At 61.4% G+C, this 13841-nt stretch carries 14 protein-coding genes; 4 read left to right on the forward strand and 10 right to left on the reverse strand.

What is annotated here, in order from left to right; all coding sequences use genetic code 11:
* Positions 1-21 precede the first annotated feature (21 nt).
* Complete coding sequence (locus ATN84_RS15620) at positions 22-2481, forward strand: penicillin acylase family protein (protein ID WP_068882545.1); 2460 nt, start codon at positions 22-24, stop codon at positions 2479-2481.
* 217 nt (positions 2482-2698) lie between these two features.
* Here the strand turns inward: ATN84_RS15620 and ATN84_RS15625 are convergent, their stop codons facing one another.
* The 8 genes from ATN84_RS15625 to moaA form a co-directional block, all read right to left on the reverse strand.
* Entirely contained in the window at positions 2699-3319 is a 621-nt protein-coding gene (locus ATN84_RS15625; RefSeq protein WP_068882546.1) for a glutathione S-transferase family protein, read from the reverse strand.
* Between the two features lie 18 nt (positions 3320-3337).
* On the reverse strand, positions 3338-4168 hold the full coding sequence (locus ATN84_RS15630) for an ABC transporter permease (RefSeq protein WP_068882547.1): 831 nt from the start codon (positions 4166-4168) through the stop codon (positions 3338-3340).
* Positions 4168-4893: an ABC transporter permease gene (locus tag ATN84_RS15635; protein WP_068882548.1), complete on the reverse strand. Its 726-nt coding sequence runs from the start codon at positions 4891-4893 to the stop codon at positions 4168-4170. Before ATN84_RS15635 ends, ATN84_RS15630 begins: the two co-directional genes overlap by 1 nt.
* Positions 4894-5021: 128 nt before the next feature.
* Positions 5022-5828: an ABC transporter substrate-binding protein gene (locus ATN84_RS15640; protein ID WP_068882549.1), complete on the reverse strand. Its 807-nt coding sequence runs from the start codon at positions 5826-5828 to the stop codon at positions 5022-5024.
* Positions 5829-6063: 235 nt separating this feature from the next.
* Positions 6064-6570 carry a molybdopterin-guanine dinucleotide biosynthesis protein B gene (mobB, locus tag ATN84_RS15645; RefSeq protein ID WP_068882550.1) on the reverse strand — a complete coding sequence of 169 codons (507 nt, stop codon included), beginning with the start codon at positions 6568-6570 and terminating at the stop codon, positions 6064-6066.
* Positions 6567-7226, reverse strand: a complete 660-nt coding sequence (gene mobA / locus ATN84_RS15650) for a molybdenum cofactor guanylyltransferase MobA (protein ID WP_068882551.1) — start codon at positions 7224-7226, stop codon at positions 6567-6569. The genes mobB and mobA overlap by 4 nt, the downstream gene beginning before the upstream one ends.
* A gap of 1 nt (position 7227) precedes the next feature.
* The gene (locus ATN84_RS15655; protein ID WP_342027685.1) at positions 7228-8127 is read right to left on the reverse strand and encodes a DMT family transporter; all 900 of its coding nucleotides are present in this window, start codon (positions 8125-8127) and stop codon (positions 7228-7230) included.
* A gap of 155 nt (positions 8128-8282) precedes the next feature.
* The gene (gene moaA / locus ATN84_RS15660; RefSeq protein ID WP_068882702.1) at positions 8283-9272 is read right to left on the reverse strand and encodes a GTP 3',8-cyclase MoaA; all 990 of its coding nucleotides are present in this window, start codon (positions 9270-9272) and stop codon (positions 8283-8285) included.
* 207 nt (positions 9273-9479) lie between these two features.
* Between moaA and ATN84_RS15665 the strand changes: the two genes are divergently transcribed.
* Together ATN84_RS15665 and ATN84_RS15670 are read left to right on the forward strand one after the other, a co-directional pair.
* Positions 9480-9839, forward strand: a complete 360-nt coding sequence (locus tag ATN84_RS15665; RefSeq protein WP_068882553.1) for a gamma-butyrobetaine hydroxylase family protein — start codon at positions 9480-9482, stop codon at positions 9837-9839.
* Positions 9840-9848: 9 nt separating this feature from the next.
* Positions 9849-10457, forward strand: coding sequence for a pyridoxamine 5'-phosphate oxidase family protein (locus ATN84_RS15670; protein WP_068882703.1), 609 nt, complete (start codon positions 9849-9851; stop codon positions 10455-10457).
* 136 nt (positions 10458-10593) lie between these two features.
* Here ATN84_RS15670 and ATN84_RS15675 read toward each other — a convergent pair whose 3' ends face one another.
* A complete protein-coding gene (locus ATN84_RS15675; protein WP_068882554.1) occupies positions 10594-11058 on the reverse strand; it encodes a MarR family winged helix-turn-helix transcriptional regulator in 465 nt (154 codons plus the stop codon).
* 125 nt (positions 11059-11183) lie between these two features.
* Here ATN84_RS15675 and ATN84_RS15680 point away from each other — a divergent pair, with 125 nt between their 5' ends.
* Complete coding sequence (locus ATN84_RS15680) at positions 11184-12092, forward strand: alpha/beta fold hydrolase (protein ID WP_068882555.1); 909 nt, start codon at positions 11184-11186, stop codon at positions 12090-12092.
* 103 nt (positions 12093-12195) lie between these two features.
* On the opposite strand, the gene ATN84_RS15685 is transcribed toward ATN84_RS15680, so the two are convergent.
* On the reverse strand, positions 12196-13815 hold the full coding sequence (locus tag ATN84_RS15685; RefSeq protein ID WP_201026383.1) for a fumarate hydratase: 1620 nt from the start codon (positions 13813-13815) through the stop codon (positions 12196-12198).
* Positions 13816-13841 lie beyond the last annotated feature (26 nt).

A 13841-nucleotide genomic window follows, 5' to 3' on the forward strand; every position in this document is an offset into this window, starting at 1 on the left:
CTGGAGAGGGAAATTAGGCCAATGCGGCGGATCATCAAAGGCCTTTTGTGGCTTGTGTTTTCCCTTCTTCCGCTCGCATTGCTCGCAATCGTCATCATCTATATCTGGATCGCCCGGTCGGTCGCGCCAGCAAGCGGCGAAGCGCAACTGGCGGGCCTCACCGCGCCGGTGACGGTGGTGCGTGACCGAAACGCTGTGCCGCATATATCAGGCGCATCGCTGGAAGATGTGGCCATGGCGCTGGGCTTCGTCCACGCGCAGGAGCGGCTCTGGCAGATGGAGGTGGCGCGCATGGCCGCGCAGGGACGGCTCTCGGAAGTCTTCGGCGAGCCGACGATCGCCACCGATATGTTCCTGCGTACGCTCGATACCTATGGCGCGGCGGCCGCTTCCTTCGATGCGCTCAATGAGAAGGACCGCGGGGTGATCGAAGCCTATGCGCGCGGCGTCAACGCGTTTCTCGAGCAGAACGACCGGCCGTTCGCCTCGAAATTCTCGCCCGAATTCGTTCTGCTTAACCGCAGGCCGGAACCATGGCGGACCACGGATGTGGTGGCCGCCGTCAAGATGATGTCGATAACGCTCGGCGCCAATATCGCGGAGGAGATGGAGCGGCTCAAATTCGCGCGTCTCGGGATGACGGACGCGGAAATCAACGACCTTCTGCCGCCGCTCAAGGAGGACGCGCCGCCGCCCCTGCCGGATCTCAAGACCGTGCTCGGGCTGGAGAGCGGGCCGATCAGTGCGGCTCGACCGGCCGAGCAGCGTTTCGCCGCGCTCGACCGCATGATGGGGCAGGGCGCATCGAACAATTGGGTGCTTGCGGGAGAAAAGACCGAGACCGGCAAGCCCATCCTGGCCAATGATCCGCATCTGGACTTTTCCGCGCCCTCGCTCTGGTACCTGGTGCATCTCCAGGTGAAGGGGCGGGATGGCGACGCGCGCAATCTCGTCGGCGTCACCCTGCCGGGAACGCCGCTGGTCTTCCTCGGGCGCAATGATCGCGTTGCCTGGGGCTTCACCAACACGGCAGCCGATACGCAGGACATTTTCGTGGAGCGGATTAATCCGGCAAATCCCGATGAATATCTGACGCCCGATGGCTACAGGCCCTTCGAAAAGCGGGTGGAAACGATCCGCGTGAAGGACGGGCGGGACCTGACCTTCGAGCGCCGCGCCACCCGCCACGGCCCCGTGCTGCCGGCGAGCTATCGCGGACTTCAGCGCTATCTGCCCAGCGGAACCGTCCCGGCGCTGCAATGGACGGCGCTCGCCCGTGACGATACCACGATGTCGGCCGGCTTTCGGCTGTGGGATTTCCAATCGGTTTCGGAATTTCTCGATGGCATGCATGATTTCGTGACGCCGATGCAGTCGATGGTGGTGGCGGATGTCGATGGCAATATCGGACTGATCGCGCCGGGCCGCGTACCAGTGCGCGATCCCGCCAACAAGATCATGGGGCGGGCACCCGTGCCCGGCTGGGATGCGACCTATGACTGGAAGGGCTATATCCCCTATGAGGCGCTTCCGCGCCAGTATAATCCCCCACGCGGAGCCATCGGCACGGCCAACAGCAAGATCGTCAATGCTAGCTATGCGCCCTTCCTGACCTTCGACTGGGACGAGGAGTGGCGGCGCGACCGTATCGCCACGCTGGTGCTCGGCAGCAGCGTAAAGCAGACGATGGAAACCAACCGGCAGGCGCAGGGAGACGATTATTCGCCGGCCTATGCCGCGCTGGGCCCGGTCATGCTCGATCTCATCGAGGGGCGCAACGACGTGAACAGCGAGGATGTCATGGCGCTGAGGCGCTGGGACTACCGGCAGGACAAGACACGGGGTGAGCCGCTGATCTTCGAGGCTTGGCTGCGCTTTGCCACCAAGCGCATCATCTCGGACGATCTCGGCGATGCCTTCCCCGGGTTCTGGCGGGCAAGAGCCAACGCGATGCTGCGCTGGCTGTCGCCCCATCCCGCGCGCGACTGGTGCGACGACAGGCGCACGGCGGAGCGCGAAAGCTGCGGCGACGTGCTGGCGCTTGCCTTGGAGGACGCCCTCTCCGATCTCGAACAGCGCCTCGGCTCAGACCGGGAGACGTGGAATTGGGGCACACTGCACTATGCCTATGGCGCGCACCGACCCTTCGCGCGGGTCAAGCCGCTCGACCTGATATTCGACGTCAACGAGCCGGCGTCCGGCGGCTCCTACACGCTCGATCGCGGCACGCCGAACTGGAACGACGAGGACAATCCTTACCGGGCGACGCATGGCACCAGCTATCGCGGCATATTCGATCTGAGCAATCTCGACCGGTCGACCTATATCCAGACGACCGGCCAGTCGGGCAATGCGCTGTCGCCGCATTATCGCGACATGGCGGAACGCTGGGGCCGGATCGAGGCGATCGCCGTTCCCGTGTCGGAAGCAGCCTATCAGGACGGATTGCTCGGAACGTGGCGGCTGTTGCCGCGGGAGTGATGGGCGTTGTTTGGAGGGGCCTGTCTTAATGAATCGCGGACGCTGAAATCAGCAGTCTTAATGTCTTGACCGCTGGTGGAATGGCAATGTTCCGGAATGGATCCTCGGGCTTGACCCGAGGATCCATTCCGGAACGTCCCAAACCGAAAACAGGCTTCGTATTTGTCGGCACCATGCTCTATAAATAGAAGCGCCTTCGACCTGAAATTGAACGCTCTTACGTCAGCGGCGTCATCACGCTCCTGGCATAGGCGGGGCGCTCCTGCAACCGCTTGTACCAGGCGGTGAGATGGGGAAACTCGGGGCGGTCGATCGGAAGCTCCATCCAGGCATAGACGAACACGCCGAGCGGTATGTCGCCGATGCCGAACTCGGCGCCGGAAAGCCATGGCTGGCCGGAGAGCGCCTTTTCCGGCACTTCGAGAGCCTTGGCGAACGCAGTCACGCCGCGGGCCTTGATCGCCGGATCGCGCTTGTCCTCGGGCAGCCTGACCGTATGCCATATGATGTCGACGAAGGGGCTGGCGAGGGTCGTGCTTGCCCAGTCCATCCATTTTTCCGCATCGGCGCGCCTGGCCGCATCGTCGATCCAAAGCTTGCCCACGCCGTATTTCGCGGCGAGATAGCGGGCGATGGCGTTGGATTCCCAGAGAATGAAACCGTCATCCTCGATCACCGGCACAAGTCCGTTGGGGTTGAGCGCGCGGAACTCCGGCGTATCGACGATGCCATGTGCGCCGCCGGCGATGATGTGTTCGTATTCCAGGTCCAGCTCGGCCGCCGCCCAAAGTGCCTTCTTTACATTGGTCGAGTTGGGCCTACCCCAGATTTTCAGCATATGCGGTTTCCTGATTGTTTAGCGGATGAGATGGCGCGTAAGACGTCGTTCTATCCGATCCCAGACATTGCGCAGCATTTCCACGATCACGAGGTAGATTACAGCCGCCCAGAGATAGGTCTGGAAATCAAATGTTCGTGCATAGGCGCGGCGCGTCTCGCCCATCAGGTCATAGACGGTGATGATGGCGACGAGGGCCGAGCTCTTGAGCAGCAGGATGATCTCGTTGCCGTAGGGGCGGAGCGCCACGATCAGGGCCTGCGGCATGATGATCTTCCAGAATATCACCAGCTTGGAAAGGCCGAGGGCGGCGGCGCCTTCCCACTGGCCGATGGGCACGCTCTTGATGGCGCCGCGCAGGATTTCCGCCTGGTAGGCGGCGGTGTTGAGCGTGAAGGCAAATATGGCGCAATTCCAGGCGTCGCGGAAAAATACCCACAACCCCCATTCCTGCAGGAAGGGGCGGAAGGAGCCGAAGCCGTAATAGATCAGGAAGGTCTGTGCGAGCAGCGGCGTGCCCCGGAAAAAATAGACATAGGCATATGCGAGCCCGCGGAAGATGCGGTTCTTCGACATGCGGCCCGCGGCGACCGGTATTGAAACGACGGCGCCAAGCAGGACCGAGATGGAAACAAGCGCCAGCGTCGTCTTCAAGCCCGACCAGTAGCGGGGGCCATAGGTCTCGAAAAGGTCGATGCGCCAGGCATCGTAGAGATAGATGGCGAGGCCGGTGAAAAACGCCAGCCAGATGGCGACGATGACGTAGCCCGCCACACGCTTTGCCGTCCATGGGCGGGGCAGAGCGGGCGGGGGAAGCATGGCTTCGGCGGTGGTGCGTCCAGTCGGCATCAGGCGCGCTCCTTGCCCATATTCTGGCTTTGGTACGCCCAGTTCTCTATGCGGGTGATGAAGAAGGACGAGATGATGGCGAGGATCAGGTAGAGCAGGCAGGCAGTGCCGAAGAACAGGAAGGCTTCCTTGGTCACGCGCGCCGCCACGCCGGTCTGGCGCAGGATGTCGGAAAGGCCGATGACCGATATGAGCGAGGTGTCCTTCAGAAGGACCATCCAGAGGTTGGCGAGACCCGGCAGCGCAATGCGGATCAGTTGCGGCAGGACGATCTTGCGCATGGTCAGCCAGTTCGAGAGGCCGATGGCATAGCCGGCCTCGTACTGCCCGACGGGAATGGCGCGGAAAGCCGACAGGAAAACCTCGCTCGCGTAGGAGGAGAAGACCACGCCCAGCGCCAGCATGCCGGCGGCGTAGGAGTTGATCTCGACCGTTGCATTGATGCCGAGCATCGCAATGGCCTTCTGAAGGCCGATCTGCGCGCCGAAATAGACCAGGAAGAGCGTCAGCAGCTCAGGCAGTCCGCGGAATATGGTGGTGTAGATATTGGCGGCAAGCCTCAAGGACGGCTCCTTGGATTGCTTGCCCAGGGCGACGAAGAATCCGGCCAGCAAGCCGAAAGGCAATGTCGCTAGCGCGAGTGATACGGTGATGAGCACGCCGCTGGCTATGCTCTTTCCCCAGCCTCCTTCGCCGAAGCTCAGAAGCGCCGCGTAATGCTCCATTCGCCTGTCCCTCTTCGGGATCGCCGATAGCCTGATCGGTCGTCCCTGATCTTTTCTTCTTGTTTTGGAAAAACGGCGGAAATCCTTTCCGCCGTCTCCCTTTCACTCGAGTATCGGCAATCGTCCGATCAGCTCTCGCCGCCGTAAGCGTCGAAATCGAAGTACTTGTCGTTGATTTCCTTGTACTTGCCGTTGGCGCGAATGGCGGCAATCGCCTCGTTGAACTTCTCCACCAGTTCGGGGCGTCCCTTCTTGATGGCGACACCGGCGCCGGGGCCGTGGATCTCGATCACCGGAGTGATCGTGCCGACGATCTTGCAGCAGGCGCCGGCATCGGTATTCAGCCACTCCTGAAGCGTGACGATGTCGTCATTGGCGGCGTCGAGGCGGCCATTGGCGAGGTCGAGACGATATTCGTCGGCGGTCGGATAGGACTTGATCTCACTGTCCGTATAGGTCTGTTCAGAGTAGTTGGCGTGGGTGGTCGAGCCCTGCACGCCGATGGTCTTGCCGGCGAGGTCTTCCTTGGTCACGCCCTTGATGTCGGTATCCTTGGGCGCGGCGATAGCGGGCGGCGTGTTATAATATTTATTGGAGAAGTCGACCTGCTTCTGACGCTCTTCGGTGATCGACATCGAGGCGATATAAGCGTCGAACTTGCCGGCCTGCAGCGCAGGAATGGCGCCGTCCCATTCCTGGGCGACGAAGGTGCACTCCGCCTTCATTTCCTCGCACAGCGCCTTGGCGATATCGATGTCGAAGCCTTCGAGCTTGCCATCGGGGGTCAGCGTGTTGAAGGGCGGGTACGCGCCCTCGGAGGCGATGGTGAGTTTCAGCTTCTCCTGAGCCTGGGCGTTGTCCATCGCAACCGCGCCCATCGTCAAAGCAAGGGCGGTCGCGGACGCTGCAAGAGCGAAACGCTTCATGATACGCATGTCATACCTCTTCTGTTAAAGCCCGGCTGTTCCCCGTCCATTTTTTTGGTTCAGCCTTCGGGCGAAGGTCGCGGTCACCCGCGCCTGGGAAGGAATATTCCCATTTTTTTCATTGTAAAAGCAACAGGTAATAGCGGGCTGTTGCAAGCGAGTGATAATGCAAAATCCATGGCAAATCGTCGCAACTTTATTGCGTGGCATCCCTGAAACCTGCAATTTTCACGAAAATTGGCGTTCAGCGCAGGCCGGATTGCATCTCGATGAAATCGGCGGTTCGCGCGATGTCGTCGAGATCGAAAACGGGAATGGTTTCACCCGAAACGGGATGGTCGCTGGCGATGGCGAGGATATTCGGATCACTTGCCGAAAGTCGATCGCCCTTGCGGCCCTCCGTCCTGCGCGCCTCGATCTTCTTGTGGGGTTCGCGCTTGTAGCCTTCCACGAGGACCAGGTCGCAGGGAGCGAGCCGCTCGATGATTTCGTCCAGCGAGGGTTCGTTTTCATCCTGCAGCTCATGCATCAGCGCCCAGCGGCGATTGGAGACGATGGCGACCTCGCCGGCGCCGGCCTTGCGGTGGCGGAAGGAGTCGGTGCCCTCATGGTCGATGTCGAAATCATGATGGGCGTGCTTGATGGTGGAGACGCGCCAGCCGCGCCGCGTCAGTTCCTCGACGAGGCGCACGGTCAGGGTCGTCTTGCCGGAATTCTTCCAGCCGGTGATGCCGAAAACGCGTTTGCTCATGAGTGAAGTTTTTTCAGCAATTCCTCGGCTTGCGCAAGGTCATCGCGCGTATTGATGTTGAAGAAAGGATCGACGGTCAGCCCGTCCGCCGTCTTCAGCGGATCGAAATGCACCTCGGCGACGGCATGCCGTTTCGCCCAGGCGCTGACCCTCGGCTTTTCGCCGCTGACAAGCCAATCGGCGAGATCGGGTTCGAGCGCGACGGGCCAAAGCCCGAAAACGGGATGGAGATTGCCGCCTGACGCCGCCATGGCGATATCGGCTTCTTCTTCCCGCTGCGCCTCCTTGAGGCGGGAGACCAGATCGGCGGGAAAGAAGGGGGTGTCGGCGGCAACGGTGACGATATGGGTGGGCCTTGCGTCCTCATCCATATCAAGGGCATGGCGCATCGCAGCCTGCAGGCCGGCGAGGGGGCCGTGATAGCCGGTGATGCGGTCCTCAACGACAGGCAGGGCGAATTGGGCGAAGCGTGCGGGATCGCCATTGGCGTTGATGACCAGAAGAGGGAGCTGCGGGCGCAGTTTTTCGATGACATGGGCAATCAGTGGCTTTTTGCCGAGCGTCAGGAGGCCTTTGTCGTCGCCACCCATGCGCTGCGAACGTCCCCCGGCGAGGATCACTCCCAGCAGTTCGTGAGCGGCATTTTCGATCATCATCCTATTCCACCCTGGCCGCCGCCGCAGCTTCATCAGGCAGCTTGACCGCCGAAGATGCAACCCGGCCGCGGCGGGCGACGACGCTTTCGCGATAGAGCGTGTAGATGCCGCTCAGGACCACGATGGCCGAACCGATGATCGTCGGCAGACCGGGAATATCGCCGAAGATCACGAAACCGAGCAGGATCGACCACAGCAGGCTAGTATAGCGGAACGGAGAGACGAAGGAGATTTCGCCCTCGCGCATCGCCAGTATGATGAAATGATAGCCGATCAGCAGGAGAAGGGAGGCGATCACGAGAAGACCTATTTCACTCCAGCCGACCGGCGACCAGCCTCCCATGGGAACGACTAGCGCCGCGCCGGTCAGGGTGACGGCAAAAGAGGTAAGCGCAGAAATCATCAGCGTCGGGATGACATCCGGCACGCGCCTGGTCGCCAGGTCGCGGCAGGCGGTGAAGGCGACGCCTGCCAGAAGCAGAAGGGCATAGGGGCTTATGCCGTCGGTGCCCGGACGCACTATGATCAGGACGCCGACAAAGCCGATGGTGATCGCCAGCCAGCGCCGCCAGCCGACCTGCTCCTTGAGGAACAGGGCGGCGCACATGGTGACGGCGAGAGGGACGGACTGGAAGACGGCCGAGGTGAAAGCCAGAGGCAGGTGCGCCAGTGCGACGAGATAGGCGATGGTCGCGCCCATCTCGCCGAAGGCGCGCAGCAGGATCATCGGGTGCAGCGCCTTGCGCACCGGGATCAGGGCCCTGCGCTGCCGCGCGATGAGCAGGATTACCGTTGTGGCGAGGAGGCCCCGCAAAAGCATGATCTGGCCGGTATTCATGCTTTCGGAGAGATATTTGGTGATGGAATCGTTGACGGTGAAACTCGCCATGGCGAGCATCATGAAAATACAGCTGCGGACGTTGGGGGAAAGCGCCACGATGATGATTCCGGTTGATCATCCATTTATCGCGCGTCGCGGTTCCGCGCGACCGGAATTTTGTCATCGCGGGATGCGAAAGATAAGTTTTTCCGCCGCTGGGACAGGTTGTCGCGGAATCAACCGCCGGTAACGCTCATGTGGCGCGATACGGCGGGGCGGTTGTGGCGGCGGTCTATGACGAAGTCGTGGCCCTTGGGCTTGCGGCCGATGGCCTCGTCGATCACCTGGGAAAGAAGCTCATTGCCCTCGGAAGCCCGCAGCGGTGCACGCAGATCCGCCGCATCCTCCTGGCCGAGGCACATGAAGAGCGTGCCCGTGCAGGTGATGCGCACACGGTTGCAGCTTTCGCAGAAATTATGCGTCATCGGCGTGATGAAGCCGAGCCTGCCGCCGGTTTCGCCGAGTTCGACATAGCGGGCGGGGCCGCCGGTCTTATAGGGAATGTCCGTCAGGGTGAATTCTCGGGCGAGCGAGGCGCGCAGCATGGAAAGTGGCAGATACTGGTCGGTGCGATCGAGATCGATCTCGCCCATCGGCATTGTCTCGATCAGCGTCATGTCCATGCCGCGGCCATGGGCCCAGCGGATCATCTCCGGGATTTCATGCTCGTTGAAGCCTTTCAGCGCCACGGCATTGATCTTGACCTTGATCCCGGCGGCCTGGGCGGCGTCGATGCCTTCGAGAACACGGCCAAGCTCACCCCAGCGGGTGATGGTGCGGAACTTGTCGGCATCGAGCGTGTCGAGCGAGACATTGATGCGCTTCACGCCACAATCGGCAAGTTCCGCTGCATGGCGGGCAAGCTGCGACCCATTGGTAGTCAGGGTCAGCTCTTCGAGCGCGCCGGAGCGAAGGTGGCGCGAGAGCTCGCGGATCAGATGCATGATGTTCTTGCGGACCAGCGGCTCACCGCCGGTCAACCGCAATTTGCGCACGCCCTTCTCGATGAAGACGGTGCAGAGCCGGTCGAGCTCTTCGAGCGAAAGCAGGTCCTTCTTCGGCAGGAAGGTCATGTTTTCCGCCATGCAATAGGTGCAGCGGAAATCGCAACGGTCCGTCACCGAGACGCGTAAGTAAGTGATCGCCCGGCCGAAGGGGTCGATCATCGGCGTTTCGGCGCTCAAGACATTCTGATCTGCCGGATGATTCACTGTCGTCTCGTCCAAGAATTGCTCCTCCTTGAACAGAGATAAGATGCCGGCCGGGATGTGTCCAGTCACAAGCCGGTCAAGAGGCCGTGGGGAACGGCTTGCTGCCCGGGCTCATTCCGCCTATCACAGGGAAAATTGCCGGGTGGGAAGCAGGAGAGCGTCATGGCCGAAGTCTGGCCCAGGGAATTGCGTGTTTCGCCTGATCGCAGGACACTGACGATCAGTTTCGACAATGGCGAGGTCTATGCGCTTGCCGCCGAGATGCTGCGCGTGTTGTCGCCATCGGCGGAAGTGCAGGGCCACTCGCCGGAACAGCGGGTGACGGTGCCCGGCAAGATCAATGTGGCCATCCTGAAGATGGAACCGGTCGGCAATTATGCCGTCCGCATCACGTTCGACGACATGCACGATACCGGGCTTTTCAGCTGGACCTATCTCAGGGAACTCGGCCGCGAAAAAGAAAACCGCTGGCAGGCCTATCTCGATGAATTGGCGGAAAAAGGGCTCAGTCGCGAGCGGTGAGGGATGGATATGACGATCATCAGGACGGTTGAGGAACTCGAAGCGCTCTACGGCAAGCCGGGCGAGACATCGCTCGTTAAGGAGTTAGACCATATCATCCCCGAATACGCGGCTTTCATAGAGGCTTCGCCCTTCGTCGCCTTGGCGACATCAGGGCCGGAGGGGCTGGACTGCTCGCCGCGCGGCGATCTCGCAGGCTTCGTCCGCATCCATGATGAGCGCACTTTGATGATGCCGGACCGGCACGGCAACAATCGCGCCGATTCATTGAAGAACATCATCCGCGACGGCAGGGCCGGCCTGCTCTTTCTCGTGCCCGGCTCAGGCACCACGCTGCGCCTCAACGGCCGCGCCTCGGTCTCGGTCGATCCGGAATTGTGCGCTTCCTTTGCCGTGGAAGGAAAGGCAGCGCGATCCGTGATGATCATCGATGTCGAAGCGGTCTATTTCCAGTGCGCGCGAGCAATCCATCGCTCGGAGCTGTGGAACGCGGAAAAGCATGTCGATCCCAAGAGTTTGCCGACTCCAGGCCAGATGCTGAAGCGCGCCAGCACCGGTTTCGACGGCGAAGCTTACGACGCGGCTTGGCTGGAGCGGGCCAAGGCGACGATGTGGTAGGCGCCATTAGCGGCTGTCTTGATAGTGTCGTGGCCGTTTAAATAGCAATGGCCTTGGGTCTGAGTGCTGGTGGAGTGGCGAGGATCCATCCCGGAACGCTTCAAACGGAAAACCGCTCGTTTTTCGGTAGAACGACCTAGTCCTCCTTCAGCATTTCGGTGATGCGGCGCATCATGTCGCCCATCATGTCGCATTGCTCGGGGGTGGACTGGTTCAGCACGCGGTCGATCAGTGCGGTATAGACCTCAAGCGCCTGCATCAGTTTCTTCTCGCCCTCGTCGGTCAGGTAGAGGCGCATCACGCGCTTGTCCTTGCGGTCGCCCTCGCGCCGCAGAAGCCCCTGCGTCTCGAGTTGCGGCAGGAGCATGGTGATGTTGGAGCGTCCGACCAGCAGCCGGCGGGCGAGGTCGTGCTGCGACTGGCCGGGATGGCGGTAGAGATTGATCATGGCGTCGAGCTGCGCGATCTTGAGATCGAGGGGCGCGAGCGCACGGCTCAGTGCGCGCCCCACTGCCTTTTCGGCACGCATCATCGCGACCCAGTTCTTGAAGCGCGGATTGTCCCAGGGAAGCGGTTTCGGTACGTCTTGCTTTTTGTTCATTCTTGTACAATATTGTTCATAGTTGAACATTTTTTTCGGCACAAGTCCGCTGGGAAAACGGTTCCTGTTTTTCCCGGGAAAACCGCTTCGCACTTTTCCTGGACTTGCTTCAGGGGATTTCGACTATGACACCCTTCGTCTTCCAGGTCACCCGTCTCGGTTTCGATATCTATGGCCGGGTCGCGCCAAAGCAAGCAGGCCGCGCCGCCTTCAGGCTTTTCTGCCGCACGCCGGATCGCAAGCCGAAAACCAAGTCCCATGCGGAAAAGCTGGCACGCGCCGAGGCCAAGATGCGCAAGGCGCGGCGTCTGGACCTGGCAATCGACCGGGGCCTGTTCACGTCTCATCTTTTCGAGCCTGACAAACCCACGCCCTCGGCGAGGACTTCCCTTGTCGTTCATGGCTGGGGCTCGCGCACGGCCGACATGCTCGCCATCATCGATGCGCTGCTCAAGGCGGGCGAGCGGGTCGTCTCCATCGATTTGCCGGGGCATGGCGCCTCGCCGGGCAGGGCGCTCAACATGGTGCAGGCGATCGCGGCGGTGGATGCCGCCTGGCGGCAATATGGGCCTTTTCACGCCATGATCGGCCATTCCTTCGGCGGCGCCGTCATCGTCAATGTGGCGGCAGGGGCTGTTCCCTGCTACCGGGCGCGCAAGCCGGAAAGGCTCGTCACCATCGCCGCGCCGCACTCGATGACCGAGGTCTTCGACGGTTTCGGCAGGATGGTCGGGCTGCGGCCGGAGGTGCGCAACGCCATGGATGACGAAGTGCTGCGGATCGCATGCCAGCCACTCTCCGCTTTCGATACGGACCAGCACCTGCGGTATCTGAAAATCCCCGCGCTGGTGATCCACGCCCGTGACGACAAGGAGGTGCCGGCGAAATCGGCGGAAGCAAAGGCCAAGGCAGGGTCGCACATCACGCTCCACTGGGCGGACGGGCTCGGTCACTGGCGAATCATCGCCAGTCCGGAGGTGGCCGCGCGGGTGGCGCGGTTCGTGGCGGGGGATGAGGCGGTGGCGGCGGCGTAGCCTTTCAAATCGGATATGCTGGCAGGACAGAGGGGCGCGCTGTCCCGCTAGTATTTCCGTTGATCTACTGAAGCAAACCGGGGAACCAGAACGCCCGATAACCTCACCCCAGATTCAATTCCTTGAAGAAATCATTGCCCTTGTCGTCGATGACGGTGAAGGCGGGGAAGTCTTCGACTTCGATGCGCCAGATCGCCTCCATGCCGAGTTCGGTATATTCGACCACTTCGACTTGTCTGATGCAGTCCTGCGCGAGACGCGCGGCGGGACCGCCGATGGAGCCGAGATAGAACCCACCGTGCCGCCCGCAGGCCTCGCGCACCTGGCGCGAGCGGTTGCCCTTTGCGAGCATCACCATTGAACCGCCGAAGGATTGGAACTGGTCGACATAGGAATCCATGCGGCCCGCCGTCGTCGGGCCGAAGGAGCCGGAGGCGTAGCCCGCCGGCGTTTTGGCCGGGCCGGCATAATAGATCGGGTGGTTCTTGAAATAGTCCGGCATCGGCTCGCCGCGTTCCAGCCGCTCGCGGATCTTCGCATGTGCCAGATCGCGGGCGACGATGATCGGGCCGGAGAGCGAAAGCCTCGTCTTTACGGGGTGTTTCGAGAGTTCGCTCAGAATCGCGCTCATCGGCTGGTTCAGATCGATCTTTACGACGTGCGAGGAAAGCTTTTCCTCGTCGATATCGGGCATGTACTTTGCCGGATTGGTCTCGAGTTGTTCCAGGAAAATGCCGTCCTTGGTGATTTTTCCCTTGGCCTGGCGGTCTGCCGAGCAGGAGACGCCGAGGCCGATCGGCAGCGAGGCGCCATGACGGGGCAGGCGGATGACGCGCACGTCATGGCAGAAATATTTGCCGCCGAACTGCGCACCGACGCCCAGCGACTGCGTCAGCTTGTGGATTTCGGCTTCCATCTCCAGGTCGCGGAAGGCATGGCCGTTTTCCGAGCCCTTTGTGGGAAGGTTGTCGAGATAGCGCGTCGAGGCGAGCTTGACCGTCTTCAGATTCATCTCGGCCGACGTGCCGCCGATCACCACGGCCAGATGGTAAGGCGGGCAGGCGGCGGTGCCGAGCGTCAGGATCTTCTCCTTCAGGAAGTCGATCATCCGATCGTGGCTGAGAAGCGATGGCGTGCCCTGGTAAAGGAAGGTCTTGTTGGCCGAGCCGCCACCTTTGGCCACGAAGAGGAATTTGTATGCGTCCTCGCCTTCCTCATAGATGTCGATCTGTGCCGGCAGATTGTTCTTCGTGTTCTTTTCCTCGAACATCGAGAGCGGGGCCAGTTGCGAATAGCGCAGGTTCTTCTTCTCATAGGCATCGAGTACGCCGGCGCCCAACGCTTCCGCGTCGCCGCCTTCGGTCCACACGCGACGGCCCTTCTTGCCCATGATGATCGCCGTGCCGGTGTCCTGGCACATGGGCAGGATGCCGCCAGCGGCGATGTTTGCGTTCTTCAGGAGATCGTAGGCGACGAAGCGGTCATTGTCGGTCGCCTCCGGGTCTTCGAGGATTTTTGCAAGCTGCTGGAGGTGCCCGGGGCTCAGGAGATGGTTGATATCGGCAAAGGCCGTCTCTGAGAGAAGCCGCAACCCTTCCGCATCGACGCTGAGGATTTCCTGCCCCTTGAAGCTGTCAACCGAGACATGGTCGTCGGTGAGCTTGCGCCAGGGTGTTTCGTCCGGGCCCAGAGGAAAGAGATCGGCGGCGATCGCGTCAGCCATTTGCATTACCCCGTTTTGTAATCTGC

This window comes from Paramesorhizobium deserti (assembly GCF_001558695.1).
GTDB lineage: Bacteria > Pseudomonadota > Alphaproteobacteria > Rhizobiales > Rhizobiaceae > Paramesorhizobium > Paramesorhizobium deserti.